Here is a 14,803-nt window from a genome sequence, read left to right on the forward strand (position 1 = left end):
ACACGGTCCGCCGACACGTGGGATCAGGGCTGCCAGAAGGCCTGCGGCATGTCGACCCGGCCGCTCGGACGCAGCGGCGTCCCCTCGTCGAGGTAGGCCGCACGTGCCTCGTCCCCGTGGCTGGGCGGCAGCGACCCGTCCGCGCGTACGACGCGCCACCAGGGCACCGGTCCCCCGTAGTTGGCCATCACTCGCCCGACCAGTCTCGGCCCGCCATGGCCCACCCGGTCGGCGATCGCGCCGTACGTCGTCACCCGGCCGCGTGGGACCTGCTCGACGACCCTGAGCACCCGTTCGACGTACTCCTCGGGATCCACGCGCCGATGATCGCAGGTGTCCAGACCGCCTGGCTCCCCTACGATGCCCGGACGCCCCGACTCTCGGCGGGGCCGGACTCGGAACGGGTGGTCTCATGCGTCAACGCATCGTCGTGGCAGTCGCACTCACGCTGGTCGCACTGGGTCTGGGGGTGGCCCCCGCGGGCGCGGCACTGAACCCGTCGAGCCTGCCCAGGGGCACCGACAGCGCGGTGCCCTACCTGTCCGGGCGCACCCTCCATGTCGGCAACGCGAGCTACACGTTGCCCGACCAGAGCCAGGCCGGGGCCTACCGGGTGGGCTACTCCCTGGTCGGGCTGGACGGCCGCGGACGGTGGCTGGTCAGTGCGGCCATGGACCTGGTCGCCCAGCCCGAGGAGTACTACTACACCTACGGCGCCCGCGCCCGGCTCTTCGTCCTCGGGTCGTCCGGGGCGACGATGATCTACGACGAGCGCAACGACTACGGACAGCTGCCGGAGTTCCGGCTCAACCGCACCCGTTCCCGGGTCGTGCTGGCCTACCACCAGACCGACGACGACTCCTTCGCCGACACCGACGTGCGCGTCATCGACCTCGACGGGCACGTCGTGGCGCAGGTGCGCCGCCTCAACCAGATGCTCAGCGTCCTCGACGCCAGCGGGCGACGCATCATGCTGGGTGGCGGCGTCCCGGCTCGGGTGTGGACACCGGGCGGCACGACCCGGTGGATCACGCGCAAGGAGACGTCGTTCGCCGACCTGCACACCGGCACGCTCGCCGTACGCGCCACGCAGCACCGCTGGGCGATGAGCACGCTCGCGCACCCGAAGCGACTCCGGTGGAAGGCGTGGTTCCAGCCGGTGCGGGTGTCCCCCAACGGGAAGCGGGTCGTCGGCGTGGCCACCACGCGCAACGGTCGCCTGACGAGCACGGTGCAGGTGCGTCGACTCGCCAACGGTCGCGTCACCAACTCCTACGCCTTCTCGAGCGGTGGGGTGGACGCGCGGACCCTGGCCTGGCAGGGCAGCACGGCCGTGGTGTTCCAGGCCGGCCTCGTCGGGAGCTCCGCCTCGGTCCTGGTCCGGTGCGTGACGGGCGGCAGGTGCGTCCGCGCCAGCGACCCGGCGCCGCGGACCAACGACGTCTACTCACTGGGCGACCCGCTCACCTTCGCCTTCGAGCCGGACTCCCGGATCTTCTGAGCACAGGACAGCGCCCCACCCCGCGGGGGAGATGGGGCGCTGTCGCCTCAGCGAGTCAGACGCTCAGAGGATGGGGTTGAACGGCTCGGTGCCGTTCTCCAGCTTCAGGCCGGAGATGCCGGAGTGAGCCTGCGCGAACGCGAGCTCCTTGGCGAGGTCACCGATGTTGTTCGAGGCCGGCAGCGGGGCCAGGCCCAGCGTCGACAGCACACCGGCCGCCTTGCCGCCCGCGGTCATGAAGCCCGAGCCCGAGTCACCGGGGATGCCGGGGCTCACGGTGTAGAGCGGGTGGCTCCAGCCACCGTCGGCCGCGTCGTCACCCAGGCTGATGCCGGTGTGCGGCGACAGCGGCGACAGGCCGGCCCGCAGGCTGGAGTTGCCGTAGGTCCACACGCGGTCGCCGGCCTTGGTGCCGTCGGTGTCGATGCCGACCGGGCCGCCCCAGAACGGGACGGACGGGTTGACCTTGGAGACGTCGGCGGCGTCGACCTTGACCAGGGCGAGGTCGTTGTAGGCGCAGGTGTTGGCGTCGGTGGTGCCGAGGCTGTGCTCGGTGATCCACGAGCTGTAGGCCAGGGTGCCGTGGCCCACGATCGTGCCCTCGGAGGCGAGGTTGCCGTCGTTGGTGAAGTCGACCTTGGTGCCGAGCGGGACCGAGTCGGTCGAGCAGCCGTTGGTGTCGGTCGAGGAGCCCTTGCCGGCGCAGTGCGCGGCGTACCCGACGTAGACGTTGCCCGCACCGTCGGTGTAGACGAAGTTCGCGGTGCACTGGGCGCCGTCGGTGTACATCATCGTGCCGGGGTGGATCAGCGCTGAGTCAGCAGGCGCCCAGCTGGGGGCGGCCTGCGCGGTGCCGGTCGAGGCGACCAGGCCGGCGGCGGCGAGACACGCCGCGGCCAGCGTCGCCAGGAGAGTGCGGGACAGACGCATGGGTGGGGGCCTTTCGGGATCAGTGCGGGCGCACGGGCGCGCCCCTCACTGTGTTCAACGCCACTGGTCCCGACGGGTTACGCCCCTCAGTACGACGGCTGCGAGGGGTCGATCTGGTTCACCCAGGCGACCACGCCGCCACCGACGTGCACGGCGTCGGAGAACCCGGCTCCCTTGAGCACCGCGAGGGCCTCGGCGGAACGCACCCCGGTCTTGCAGTGCAGCACCACCGGCTTGTCCTGTGACAGCTGGTCGAAGACGTGGCCGTTGAGGAAGTCACCCTTGGGGATCAGCACCGAGCCGGGGATCTTGTTGATCTCGTACTCGTTCTGCTCGCGTACGTCGACCAGCACGAAGTCGCGGGTGCCCTCGTCGCGCTCCTTGAGCATGCTCTCCAGCTGGGTCACCGAGATCGTCGACCCGGCGGCGGCCTCGGAGGCCTCCTCGGAGACGGCGCCGCAGAAGGTCTCGTAGTCGATCAGCTCGGTGACGGTGGCGTTCTCGCCGCACAGCGCGCAGTTGGGGTCCTTGCGCACCTTCAGCGTGCGCCACTCCAGCTCGAGGGCGTCGTAGATGACCAGCTTGCCGACGGCCGGGTCGCCGATGCCGGTGAGCAGCTTGATGGCCTCGTTGACCTGGATCGAGCCGATGCTCGCGCACAGCACGCCGAGCACGCCGCCCTCGGCGCAGCTCGGGACCATGCCGGGCGGCGGGGGCTCGGGGTAGAGGCAGCGGTAGCAGGGGGCGTCGGCACCCTCGAGGGTCGGCCAGAAGACGCTGGCCTGGCCGTCGAAGCGGTAGATCGAGCCCCAGACGTACGGCTTGTTCAGGAAGTACGCCGCGTCGTTGACCATGTAGCGGGTCGCGAAGTTGTCGGTGCCGTCGACGATCAGGTCGTAGTCCTTGAAGATCTCGAGCACGTTGTCGTTGTCGAGACGCTCGTCGTGCACGATCACGTTGACCAGCGGGTTGGTCTCCGCGATGGACTCCTTGGCGGAGATCGCCTTCGACTTCCCGATGTCGGACTGCCCGTGGATGATCTGGCGCTGCAGGTTGGACTCGTCGACCTCGTCGAACTCCGCGATGCCCAGCGTGCCGACACCGGCTGCGGCCAGGTAGAGCAGGGCCGGGCTGCCGAGTCCGCCGGCGCCGATGACGAGCACCTTCGCGTTCTTCAGCCGCTTCTGCCCGGTCATCCCGACGTCGGGGATGATCAGGTGACGGCTGTAGCGGCGTACCTCGTCGGTGGTCAGCTCTGCGGCCGGCTCGACCAGGGCGGGAAGGGACACGACTGCTTCTCCTTGGATCGGTTCACGTGAGGACTCAGGAACTACCGGGGACAACACCGGCCCTCCCGACCATGTTCCCTCGCCCGCGCAGGCCCGGTCCACGTGCCCGCGATCCGGACGCTTGTAGGCTGCGCAAGGTGAGCACCATGGAGGAACCGCGGCCTGCTCCGGCGGCCAACGGCAAGGGCGTGCGGCTGCCCCGGCGAGCCCGGCGGGCCCAGCTGCTCAGCGCCGCGCTCGAGGTGTTCGTCGCGCAGGGCTACCACGCGGCGGCGATGGACGACATCGCGGAGCGCGCCGGAGTGTCCAAACCGGTGCTCTACCAGCACTTCCCCGGCAAGCTCGACCTCTACCTCGCCCTGCTCGACCAGTCCTGCGACCAGATCATCTCGGCCGCCGGCCGGGCCCTGGAGTCGACCGAGGACAACAAGCAGCGCGTGACCGCGACCATGCACGCCTTCTACGACTACGTCGCCGACGCCGAGGGCGCCTTCCGACTCGTCTTCGAGTCCGACCTGACCAACGAGCCTGCCGTTCGCGCCCGGGTCGACCGCGTCACCACCGAGTGCGCCAAGCTGATCGCCCACGTGATCGCCGACGACACCGGGCTCCCCGAGGAGCAGTCCCAGCTCCTCGCGGTCTCGCTGGTGGGAATGGGCCAGGTCAGTGCGCGCTTCTGGCTCCAGGAGCGCGGCACGATCGACCAGGATGCCGCCGCGGCGCTGGTGTCGGGCCTCGCCTGGCGCGGCATCGGTGGCTACCCGCGCACCGACGACCACCACTGAAGTTTCCCCACACAAGGAGGTCCTCCTGATGGAGGTCAAGATCGGCGTGCAGAACGCCAACCGCGAGCTGACCATCGACACCACCCTCGACGCCGACGGCGTCCAGGAGGCCGTGACCAAGGCCCTGGAGAAGGGTGCCGTGCTCTCGCTCACCGACGCGAAGGGCCGCCGCCTCGTCGTACCCGGGGACAAGCTCGCCTACGTCGACATCTCCACCAGCACGACCGGGACGGTCGGCTTCCGGGGCTGACCCCAGGGGACTACGTCAGGCGCCCACCGGCTCGAGCTCGCGCTCGTCGCTCCACTCGTCGGCGCTCCCCGCCGGGTGGGGCTCCTCGGTCTTGCGGATCGTGGTGCGCAGCTCCGTGACCGGCATCAGCGCCACGGCCACGAAGGTCACGATCGCGATCACGCCGGCGATCAGGAAGATCCGGCCGGTGGCGTCGGCGTACGCCGTCCGCACGATCGTGGCCACCGCCGGGGGCAGCTTGTCGAGGTCCAGCGAGCCCACGTTGCCGCCGCCCGAGACCGGGATGCCGGCCGCGGCCATGCCGGAGGCGATCTTGTCGGCCACGTTGCTGGCGAGCACCGCACCGAGCGCCGCGACACCGATCGTGCCGCCGAGCGAGCGGAAGAAGCTCACCGAGCCGCTCGCGGCACCGACGTCGGTCACGTCGACGGTGTTCTGCACGACCAGCACGAGGTTCTGCATCAGGGCGCCGGTGCCCAGGCCCATCAGCACCATGAAGGTGCTCAGGTGCCACATCGGGGTCAGGTGGTCGATGGTGCCCATCAGGGACAGGCCCACCACCAGCACGGCACCGCCGACGAGCATGATGCCCTTCCAGCGTCCGGTCCGGGTGATGTACTGACCGGTCCCGGTGGCGCCGATCATGTTGCCGAGGATCAGCGGCAGCATCAGCAGACCGGCCTGGGTCGGGGTGTGGTCGCGGGCGACCTGGAAGTACTGCGCGAGGAAGACCGACGCGCCGAACTGGGCGACTCCGACCGCGAGGCTGCCCAGGATGGAGAGCATCGTGATCCGGTTGGCAAGGATGCGCGGCGGGACGAGGGGGTCGCTGTGCCGGCGCTCGATGGCGATGGCGATGGCGAGCGCGACGAGGGCAGCGCCCAGGAACTCGGCGGTCTCGAGGGACAGCCAGTCGAAGCTGGTGCCGGCGAAGGAGACCCAGACCAGCGGCAGGCTGGCGGCGACGGTGATGAACAGCGCGCCCCAGTAGTCGATGCGCACCTCGCGGCGCACGTTGTCGATGTGCAGGAACTTCTGCAGCATCACCAGGCCGGCCAGGGCGAACGGGATGGCCACCCAGAAGCACCAGCGCCAGCCGGCCGAGTCGACGAGCAGGCCACCGAGCAAGGGGCCGGAGACGGTGGCGACGGCCATGGTCGCGGCCATGTAGCCGCTGTAGCGACCCCGCTCACGCGGCGGGATGATCGAGCCGAGGATCGACTGGGCCAGGGCGATCAGACCGCCCATGCCGAGACCCTGGACGGCGCGGGCCGCGAGCAGCTCGGGCACGTTCTGCACGGCGCCGGCGGCCAGAGATCCGAGCAGGAAGACGACGATCGCGACCTGGACCAGGACCTTCTTGTTGAAGAGGTCGGAGAGCTTGCTCCAGATCGGGCTGGTCACCGTCATCGCGAGCAGCGAGGCGGTGACGACCCAGGTGTACTGCGTCTGGGTGCCCTCGAGGTCGCCGATGATCGTGGGAAGGGCGGTCGAGACGATCGTGGTGCTCACGATCGCGACGAAGAGCGCCGACATCAGGCCGATGAGGACCTCGACGATCTCCTTGTGGGACATCTCGGCCTGCTGCGGCCGGGTCCCGACGATGGTGGTGTCAGACATGGGAGTCCTTGCTGGTGTGACTGGTGGGTTCGTGCAGGTGGATGGAGAGGTCCTCGACCACGGCCGTGGCACGGCCGATCTCGTCGAGGTCCCAGTGGCCGAGCCGCTCGGCCAGGGCGAGGCAGATGGCCTCGCGGGCCTGGACGAGCCGCTCACGGCCTTGCGGGGTGATCGTGATGAGCTCGGCGCGACCGTCCTCGGGGTCGGTGCCCCGGGTGACGAGGTCGAGCCGGGCCAGGGTGACCAGCTGACGGCTGATCACGGACGGGTCGACGTTGAGGGCGGCGGCCATCTGGCCGGGCCGGGTGCTCCCGCGCGCCTCGAGCACACCGAGGGCGACGATGTCGCCCCGGGTCAGGTCGCGCGCGGCGTGTCCCCAGTCCCCGGAGCGCGCCTTCAGGGCGCGGCTGAAGCGCACCAGACCATCGAAGAGAGCCTCGACGGCCTCGATCCGGTCGCGCTCGACGGGGCTGCTGGTCATGGACCAAGTGTAGGACAATTTGGTTGACTCAAACAACTATATAGCGTGTGAGGTGCGGCACCATCGCGGGCTGCAGTTTGGCCGGGCGGCAGTCCAAACTGTGAGTGGTTGGCTGAAACTTCACGCCTCCACTGGAGGTTTGGCCGGGCGCCCGGCCAAACCGCGGCACGCCAAGCTGCGGCACGCCAAGCTCTGCCCAGCAGCCCGCGACACCCTCAGGAGGCCAGGCCGAGCTCCGCCATCCGCTTGGCGTGGTTCTCGGTCAGCCGGCTGAACATCCGGCTCAGGGCGGCGAGGTCCATGCCGGGACGGTCCACGCCGCCGGCGAGCAGGGCCGCCAGGGAGTCACGCTCGGCGGCCACCCGCTGGGCCTGCGAGAGCGCCTCCCCCATCAGCCGGCGACCCCACAGGGCGAGCCGGCCCGCGACCCGGTGGTCGGCCTCGATGGCTCGCCGGACGCGGTCGACGACGAACTCGGAGTGGCCGGCGTCGGCGAGGCTGTCGACGATCAGCTGACGGGTGCCTCCGTCGAGGTAGGAGGCGATCTCCACGTAGAAGTCCGCAGCCAGGCCGTCCCCGACGTACGCCTTGATCAGGCCCTCGAGCCAGTCACTGGGCGCGGTGGCGGTGTGGAAGACGTCGAAGGGCATCACGAACGGCGCCATCGCCTCCATCGGGTCGGCGCCGAGGGCGGAGATGCGCTCCATCAGCGGCTCGATGTGGCCGAACTGGACGACCGCCATCTTGCCCAGCGCCAGCTTGTCCGGCAGCTCGGTGGCGAGCTTGGCGTCGTCGGTCAGGCGCTGGAAGGCCGAGATCTCTCCGTAGGTGATCGCGCCGAGCAGGTCGACCACTGCGGCGCGGTACGCGGGGTCCTCGAAGGCGACGGAATCCTGCTCGGGTTCGGCCATGGCGGCAGCCTACCGATAGACTGACGAGTGGCCGCGGGCTGGATGCCCCCGGGACGACCCCCAGGTTGTACCACTGCGGGCGGCTCGCCTACGGCGTACGAACAGTCTTCACACCACGGAATCCACCGACCAGGACACGCCTGGTCACACACGAGAACAGGCAGCATCCTGACAACCTTCAGAGAGCTCGGGGTCCTTCCCGAGATTGCGGACGCCCTCGAGCGCGTCAACATCATCAACCCGTTCCCGATCCAGGAGATGACCCTCTCGGTCGCCCTGATGGGCACCGACCTCATCGGTCAGGCCCGCACCGGGACCGGCAAGACCCTCGCGTTCGGCATCCCGGTGATCCAGCGCAGCGTCGCCCCCCACGACCCCGACTACGACGAGCTGGTCGCACCCGGCAAGCCGCAGGCGTTGATCGTGGCCCCGACCCGCGAGCTGGCGCTCCAGGTCAGCAGGGACCTGTCCGTGGCCAGTGAGGACCGCGGCCTGCGCGTGCTCACCGTCTACGGCGGCGTGCCATACGAGCCGCAGCTGGAGGCCCTGGCGACGGGCGTCGAGGTGGTGGTCGGTACGCCGGGCCGCCTCATCGACCTGATGAACCGCCGCGCACTCGACATCTCGCACGTGAAGTCTCTCGTCCTCGACGAGGCCGACGAGATGCTGGACCTCGGCTTCCTCCCGGACGTCGAGCGGCTGCTCAAGCAGACCCCCGAGACCCGCCAGACGATGCTGTTCTCGGCCACGATGCCGGCCGCGATCGTCTCGCTCGCGCGCACCCACATGCGCCACCCGATGAACATCCGCGCGGAGTCCTCGGCCGACACCCAGATGGTGCCGGCGACGGCGCAGTTCATCTACCAGGCCCACGACCTCGACAAGCCGGAGATGCTCGGTCGGCTGCTGCAGGCCGAGGGCGCCGACCTGATGATCGTGTTCACGCGCACCAAGCGCCAGGCCCAGCGGATCGCCGACGACCTCGAGGAGCGCGGGTTCAGCTCCGCGCCGCTCCACGGCGACATGGCGCAGACCGCACGCGAGCGGGCCCTGAAGCGGTTCCGCGACGGCAAGCTCCAGGTGCTCGTCGCCACTGACGTCGCTGCCCGCGGCATCGACGTCACCGGCGTCACCCACGTCGTGAACTACAGCTGTCCGGAGGACGAGAAGACCTACGTGCACCGGATCGGCCGCACCGGCCGGGCCGGGGCTACCGGTATCGCGATCACCTTCGTCGACTGGGCCGACCTGCACCGCTGGAAGATGATCAACAAGGCGCTGGACCTGCCCTTCGACGACCCGCAGGAGACCTACTCCAGCTCGGAGAACTTCCTGCACGACCAGGGCATCGCTCCCGGCACCAAGGGACGTCTGGTGCCCGAGGGCACCATCGAGCGCAAGCCCCGTCCGGAGCGCACGGACCGCGGCGGCAAGGGCGCTGGCGGCCGGGGTCGTGACACCCGGAGCCGTGGCGACAGCGGCGGGCAGAGGGCCGCCCAGGGCGGCGAGCCGAAGGCGTCCGACGAGAAGTCCGGCGACCGTCCGCCGCGCAAGCGCAACCGGAGCCGTCGCCGTACCCGGGGTGGCAAGCCGGCTGCTGCCGGCGAGAGCTGAGCAACCGCGCAGGAGCGATCAGGCGGTGACGACGACCTTCGTGCCCACCGGTGCGAAGTTCCACAGCCTGATCGCGTCCGGCAGCGCCTGACGGATGCAGCCGTGCGACTGCGGGGTCCCGAGCTGCGCCGCGGTCTGCAGCAGGTGGCCGTTCTTGGTCGGGATGCTGTGGAACCCGATCGCGGCGTGGTCGCCACGCGTGAAACGGACGAAGTACTGCATCACCCCGGAGTCGTCGACGCCCACCGCCCAGCGCGAGCGCGAGTAGACGGCGTAGGTGCCGGGATCGAGGTTGTCGGTGAGGCTGCCCGAGACCAGGTAGGTACGACGGACCTCGTCGTCGGCGTCCACCAGCCAGACCCGCTGGGCGCTCATGTCGAAGACGATGCGCTTGCCCCAGCCGGTGTCGGCCGGGACGTCGGTGTCGTCCTGGGTGTTGCTCCGTGGAGCCGGCGATCCCGTGGCCAGCGAGCGGGCCGCGTCGGGCAGGGTCTGGGTGACCAGGCTGGCCTGCTCACCCGACGTCGACCGGTCGGTCGCTGCAGCGGCGGTGGTCCCGCTGGTCGGGATGATGCCGACACCGCCCAGCACCGCGACGAGGGTCACGAGCACGGCGGCCGCGAGGGCGACCACCCGGCCCCGGCGTACTCCGCTCACGCTCAGCCTCGCTTCAGCAGTGCGGTCGCGACCTCGCGGTAGGCCTGGGCCCCCTTGTTGCTCCGCGACGTCTTGAGGATCGAGCGGCCGGCGGCGGGTGCCTCGGCGAAGCGGATCGACTTCGGGATCGGCGGCTCGATCACCTCGAGGTCGTAGGTCTCGGAGATGGTCTCGAGCACCGTGCGGGCGTGGTTGGTGCGTCCGTCGTAGAGCGTCGGCAGCACGCCCCACACCTCGAGGTCACGGTTGGTGAACCGGCGTACGTCGTGGACGGTGTCGAGCAGCTGGCCGACACCGCGGTGGGACAGCGTCTCGCACTGCAGCGGGATGAGTACGCCGGTGGCGGCCGTCAGCGCGGCGACCGTGAGCACTCCCAACGAGGGCGGGCAGTCGAGCAGCACCCAGTCGTAGCCGTCGGCGTCCTCGACCGCGGTCCGGATGACGTACTCGCGACCGGTGCGGGTCAGCAGGTCGGCCTCCGCGCGCGCCAGCTCGATCGTGGCCGGCAGCAGGTCGACACCGTCGTCGGTCTCGATGATCGCCTCGGACGGGTCCATGCCCTTGGTCAGCACGTGGTGGATGGAGGCGTCGAGGTCCTCGGGGTCGATACCGAGGCTGAAGGTGAGGCAGGCCTGGGGGTCGAGGTCGACGAGGAGGACCCGCTGGCCCTGCTCGGCGAGCGCGGCGCCCAGCGAGGCGACGGTGGTCGTCTTGGCGACGCCGCCCTTCTGGTTGGCGACCGCGACGACGTGGGTGGCTGACATCAGGCCACATTGTGCCGCACGGGTGGGGGTTGTCCCGTCAGGTGGCACGGGTCGAAACGCGCCTGTCTCAATCGATGGTCTCAACCGATGGGCTCACCCGTGGCTACCAGGCGGGTCGAGGACCGCCGAACGGCATCTCGAGTGCCTCCGGCCCGAAGCCGGTGACGTCGGCCAGCAGCCAGTCGTCGTGGAGCAGCAGGGCAGCCGAGGCGGGACGCATCACCAGCCACAGCCAGCGACCGTCGGCCTCTCCGACGAACACGGCACGGGCGAGCACCTCGCCGTCGGTCAGCTGCGCGACGGTCAGCTCGCGCTCAGGCCCGTCGCCGTGGTCGTCGACCAGCCACATCGGGACGGTCCGGCCGCCGGCGCGCACGTGGATCGAGGGCGGTCCGTTGCTGATCTGCGGGCCCGGGTCGTCGTACGACGTGCCGGCGCAGCGCGAGCCGAGCCCGATGCCGGGGTCCTCCGAGACGATGGTGACCTCGACCTCCCCGTCGAGGTCACTGGTGCCGACCGTCGTGGTGACCGTGGCCCGGACCCTGCCGACGGCACCGACGCAGCCGAAGTCGGCGATCGACCACCCGGGGCTCATCGGCCAGGGCAGGTAGGTCGGGATGTCGTCGATGCGCCCGACCAGCTCGGCGAAGGTGTCGTAGTCGGCCACGTCGGGACGCCACAACGGGTCGATCGGACCGTGCAGCGTGCACGCGAAGGAGGCACCCTCACCCGTGACCGGTGAGGTGCATCGGGGGCACGATGCTGCGAGCGACACGTCCCGAAGATTAGTGGTCAGGAGTTCCAGCGCGCCACGACCGGCGACTCGCGTTCGTAGCCCAGCACCGAGATGGTCGCGGTGCCGAGCAGGAAGTGCCGGCCGTCCCGGATCGGCAGCTCCAGCCAGCGGGCGGCCAGTGCCCGCGAGGCGTGCCCGTGGCTGAACACCAGCACCCGGCCGCCATGGGCACGGACCTTCGCCACCACTCGGTCCATCCGGCGCGAGACCTGCTCGGCGGTCTCACCGCCGGGGCACGGATGCGTCCAGACCGTCCAGCCCGGCACCCGCTCACGGATCTGGGCACTGGTGATGCCCTCGTAGTCGCCGTAGTCCCACTCGGCGAGGTCGTCCTCGACGTGGGCGTCCGTGAACCCCGCCAGCTCGGCCGTACGACGGGTCCGGAGCCGTGGGCTGGTCAGGACGAGGTCGAACTCCACCCCGTCCAGCCGGTCGGCGAGCCCGCGCGCAACGTCCTCGCCCTCGGGGGTCAGCTCGACCTCGGTGCGCGAGGTGTGCCTGCCGTCACGGCTCCACTCGGTCTCGCCGTGGCGGATCACCCAGAGCTCGGACGGCACGTCGTCAGCCCTGCGATCCCTCGGGACCCGGCCAGTTCTTGTCCGGCTGCGGGACCGGGCGGCCGGGCTGCTCGCCGCCGCGCTCGCTGAGGTAGCTGTCCTTCGGCACCATCACCTTGCGACGGAAGATGCACACGACCTTGCCGTCCTGGTTGTAGCCGATGGTCTCGACGTGCACGACGCCCCGGTCGTCCTTGCTCTTGCTCTCCCACTTGTCGAGCACCCGGGTCTCGCCGTACAGGGTGTCGCCGTGGAAGGTCGGCGCGACGTGGCGCAGCGACTCGATCTCGAGGTTGGCGATGGCCTTGCCGGAGATGTCGGGGACGCTCATGCCGAGCAGGATCGAGTAGACGTAGTTGCCGACCACGACGTTCTTGCCGAACTGGGTGGTCTCCTCGGCGTAGTGGCTGTCGAGGTGCAGCGGGTGGTGGTTCATGGTCAGCAGGCAGAACATGTGATCGTCGAACTCGGTGACCGTCTTGCCGGGCCAGTGCTTGTAGGTCGCACCGACCTCGAACTCCTCGTAGCTGCGGCCGAACTGCATCTCCACTGGCTCCTTCGATGACGAGGGGCGGACGACTCGATGTCGCGCCGAGTCTGCCACCCTGAGAAGTACCCGAGAACTGCGCCCCAGCATGTGGTTCGCGGCCCGGGGAGGGCCTCGCGCGGACGTATGCTGCCGCCCATGCCCGGCGTGACCACGACGGAGGTCGACGAGACCTCCGCACCCCATCCGGACGCCCCCTTCGGAGCCCGCCCCGCAGCTCGGCGACCCGCCCGCACGGTGCTGACGATCGTCCTGGGGCTGCTGTTGACCCTGGTGTTCTCGTGGTCGGTGATCGCGGTGCTCGACGCGTCCAGCTTCCCCTCGCCGCTGCACCACCTGCGCAACCGGCTGTTCGACTCCCCCGTGCTGGTGCCGAGCCTGATGGCCGTCTGGGTCTTCGTGCTCCTGTTCGTCGCGCTGATCGGTCGCCTCTGGCTCGCCTTCGGCGTACTCACCGCCATCACCGCACTGTTCGGCGCGGTCAACGCGACCAAGCTGGAGCTGCGCAACGACCCCCTCTACCCGAGCGACTACACGTTCCTGAGCCAGCCCTCGTTCCTGTTCTCGATGGTCTCGCCCTCGAAACTGGTCCTGGGTGCCATCGGGCTGGCCGCGCTCGTCGCCCTCGGCTGGGCCGCCGGCTGGCTGGTGGGCAAGGTGCTGCCCAACATCGCCAAGGGCGCCGGCCGTCGTGAGCTGATCGTCATCCGGGCCTCGCGGGCCGTCATCGTCGTCATCTGCCTGGTGCTGCTCTGGATGGCCGGCAACTTCAACGAGCCCGGCAATCCCTGGCGTGCGGCGTTCGACTCCACCGGCCTGCGCTGGCGTGACTGGGACCAGCGCGTGAACTACCAGCGCAACGGCTTCGTCGCCGGGCTGCTGTTCAACATGCACGTCCAGGCGATGAGCGAGCCCCAGGGCTACTCCAAGGCCGCAGTGATGAAGATCGCGGACAAGTACGCCGCCGAGGCCGCTGCGATGAACAAGGGGCGCACCGGCAGCCTGGAGAACACCAACGTCGTCACCGTCCTCTCCGAGAGCTTCTCCAACCCCGAGTGGCTGAAGTCCCTGAAGCTCAACTCGGACCCGATCCCGCGCACGACTGCCCTGATGGGCAACACGCTCTCCGGCAAGATGCTGGCGCCGGGCTACGGCAGCGGCACCGCCAACGTCGAGTTCGAGGTCCTGACCGGGATGTCCCTGAGCCAGCTCAAGCCGCAGATCTCGGTCGCCTACGAGCAGGTCGTGTCCAAGGACAAGACCTTCCCCTCCGCCGTCGACTGGTTCCTGGCGCATGGCCACACCCCGGTCGCGATCCACCCCTTCTCGCCGCGGATGTACGCCCGCACCGCGGTCTACAAGGCCTTCGGCTTCGACCGGTTCATCAGCAAGGACCAGCTCCAGGACAAGTCCCACGGCGGCGGACGCTTCATCGACGACAAGTCGGCCTTCGACGAGGTCCTGCACCAGATCCAGACCCACCAGAAGCCTGTGCTCACCCACCTGGTGACGATGCAGAACCACATGCCGTTCGGTGGCCAGTACGACGACCCGATGAACCCGCAGGGCCTCCCGCCGCAGTTCGCCAAGCTCGCCGGGCAGTACAACCGCGGCATCGCCCGCACCGACGTGGAGCTCGCCAACTTCCTGGCCGCGCTCAAGAAGCAGAAGGAGCCCACCACGGTCGTCTTCTGGGGCGACCACCTGCCGCCTCAGATCTACCCGCAGAGCCTGTTCAAGAAGGAGGGCGAGCGTGCCATGCACGAGACGCCCTTCCTGATCTGGTCCAGCGGCAAGCCGCTGAAGCACACCACCCTGCCGACCACGAGCCCGATCCAGTTCCTGCCGCACCTGTTCGACGCGATGAACGCGCCGATCCCGCCCTGGTACGCCCTGCTCGACAGCCTGGACAAGCAGATCCCGGCGATGGACGCCGGGATGTACGTCAACAGCCAGGACCAGCTGGTGAAGAAGGCCCAGCTCACGCCGGAGGCCAGGAAGGCGCTGTCGGACTACCGGATGATCATGTACGACCTGAGCATCGGCAAGCGCTACAGCGAGAAGACGATGTACGGCGACGCACCGGCGTCCTGACCCGAGC

Annotated in this window: 16 protein-coding genes; 5 read left to right on the forward strand and 11 right to left on the reverse strand. The window is 69.6% G+C overall.

What is annotated here, in order from left to right:
• Positions 1–23: 23 nt before the first annotated feature.
• Positions 24–317 (reverse strand): MGMT family protein, encoded by a 294-nt coding sequence (locus H976_RS0108745; protein ID WP_027861223.1) that lies wholly within the window; start codon positions 315–317, stop codon positions 24–26.
• A gap of 95 nt (positions 318–412) precedes the next feature.
• On the opposite strand from H976_RS0108745, the gene H976_RS0108750 reads away from it, so the two are divergent.
• Positions 413–1,501 carry a hypothetical protein gene (locus H976_RS0108750; RefSeq protein ID WP_027861224.1) on the forward strand — a complete coding sequence of 363 codons (1,089 nt, stop codon included), beginning with the start codon at positions 413–415 and terminating at the stop codon, positions 1,499–1,501.
• A 63-nt stretch (positions 1,502–1,564) separates the two neighbouring features.
• On the opposite strand, the gene H976_RS0108755 is transcribed toward H976_RS0108750, so the two are convergent.
• Complete coding sequence (locus H976_RS0108755) at positions 1,565–2,431, reverse strand: hypothetical protein (protein WP_027861225.1); 867 nt, start codon at positions 2,429–2,431, stop codon at positions 1,565–1,567.
• Between the two features lie 86 nt (positions 2,432–2,517).
• Positions 2,518–3,720: an adenylyltransferase/sulfurtransferase MoeZ gene (gene moeZ, locus H976_RS0108760; RefSeq protein WP_027861226.1), complete on the reverse strand. Its 1,203-nt coding sequence runs from the start codon at positions 3,718–3,720 to the stop codon at positions 2,518–2,520.
• Positions 3,721–3,866: 146 nt separating this feature from the next.
• Between moeZ and H976_RS0108765 the strand changes: the two genes are divergently transcribed.
• The gene (locus H976_RS0108765) at positions 3,867–4,505 is read left to right on the forward strand and encodes a TetR/AcrR family transcriptional regulator (protein ID WP_036225453.1); all 639 of its coding nucleotides are present in this window, start codon (positions 3,867–3,869) and stop codon (positions 4,503–4,505) included.
• Between the two features lie 28 nt (positions 4,506–4,533).
• Complete coding sequence (locus H976_RS0108770) at positions 4,534–4,755, forward strand: DUF3107 domain-containing protein (RefSeq protein ID WP_027861228.1); 222 nt, start codon at positions 4,534–4,536, stop codon at positions 4,753–4,755.
• A gap of 15 nt (positions 4,756–4,770) precedes the next feature.
• Here the strand turns inward: H976_RS0108770 and H976_RS25355 are convergent, their stop codons facing one another.
• From H976_RS25355 to H976_RS0108785, 3 genes are all read right to left on the reverse strand, one after another.
• Positions 4,771–6,375, reverse strand: coding sequence for an MDR family MFS transporter (locus H976_RS25355; protein WP_051276526.1), 1,605 nt, complete (start codon positions 6,373–6,375; stop codon positions 4,771–4,773).
• Positions 6,368–6,856 carry a MarR family winged helix-turn-helix transcriptional regulator gene (locus H976_RS28655; protein ID WP_051276528.1) on the reverse strand — a complete coding sequence of 163 codons (489 nt, stop codon included), beginning with the start codon at positions 6,854–6,856 and terminating at the stop codon, positions 6,368–6,370. The genes H976_RS25355 and H976_RS28655 overlap by 8 nt, the downstream gene beginning before the upstream one ends.
• Before the next feature lie 215 nt (positions 6,857–7,071).
• Complete coding sequence (locus tag H976_RS0108785; RefSeq protein ID WP_027861229.1) at positions 7,072–7,767, reverse strand: ferritin-like fold-containing protein; 696 nt, start codon at positions 7,765–7,767, stop codon at positions 7,072–7,074.
• Between the two features lie 258 nt (positions 7,768–8,025).
• Here H976_RS0108785 and H976_RS0108790 point away from each other — a divergent pair, with 258 nt between their 5' ends.
• A complete protein-coding gene (locus tag H976_RS0108790) occupies positions 8,026–9,381 on the forward strand; it encodes a DEAD/DEAH box helicase (protein ID WP_369759013.1) in 1,356 nt (451 codons plus the stop codon).
• A gap of 18 nt (positions 9,382–9,399) precedes the next feature.
• On the opposite strand, the gene H976_RS28660 is transcribed toward H976_RS0108790, so the two are convergent.
• From H976_RS28660 to H976_RS0108815, 5 genes are all read right to left on the reverse strand, one after another.
• A complete protein-coding gene (locus H976_RS28660) occupies positions 9,400–10,038 on the reverse strand; it encodes a L,D-transpeptidase (protein ID WP_155918105.1) in 639 nt (212 codons plus the stop codon).
• 2 nt (positions 10,039–10,040) lie between these two features.
• Entirely contained in the window at positions 10,041–10,802 is a 762-nt protein-coding gene (locus H976_RS0108800) for a ParA family protein (protein WP_027861231.1), read from the reverse strand.
• Positions 10,803–10,905: 103 nt separating this feature from the next.
• Entirely contained in the window at positions 10,906–11,577 is a 672-nt protein-coding gene (locus tag H976_RS0108805) for a DUF6758 family protein (RefSeq protein WP_027861232.1), read from the reverse strand.
• Positions 11,578–11,594: 17 nt separating this feature from the next.
• A complete protein-coding gene (locus H976_RS0108810; protein WP_027861233.1) occupies positions 11,595–12,155 on the reverse strand; it encodes a histidine phosphatase family protein in 561 nt (186 codons plus the stop codon).
• A 4-nt stretch (positions 12,156–12,159) separates the two neighbouring features.
• Positions 12,160–12,699, reverse strand: coding sequence for a MaoC family dehydratase (locus H976_RS0108815; protein WP_027861234.1), 540 nt, complete (start codon positions 12,697–12,699; stop codon positions 12,160–12,162).
• Positions 12,700–12,840: 141 nt separating this feature from the next.
• Between H976_RS0108815 and H976_RS0108820 the strand changes: the two genes are divergently transcribed.
• Positions 12,841–14,796 carry an LTA synthase family protein gene (locus H976_RS0108820; RefSeq protein WP_196804021.1) on the forward strand — a complete coding sequence of 652 codons (1,956 nt, stop codon included), beginning with the start codon at positions 12,841–12,843 and terminating at the stop codon, positions 14,794–14,796.
• Positions 14,797–14,803 lie beyond the last annotated feature (7 nt).

Source organism: Marmoricola sp. URHB0036 (assembly GCF_000426045.1).
GTDB lineage: Bacteria > Actinomycetota > Actinomycetes > Propionibacteriales > Nocardioidaceae > Marmoricola.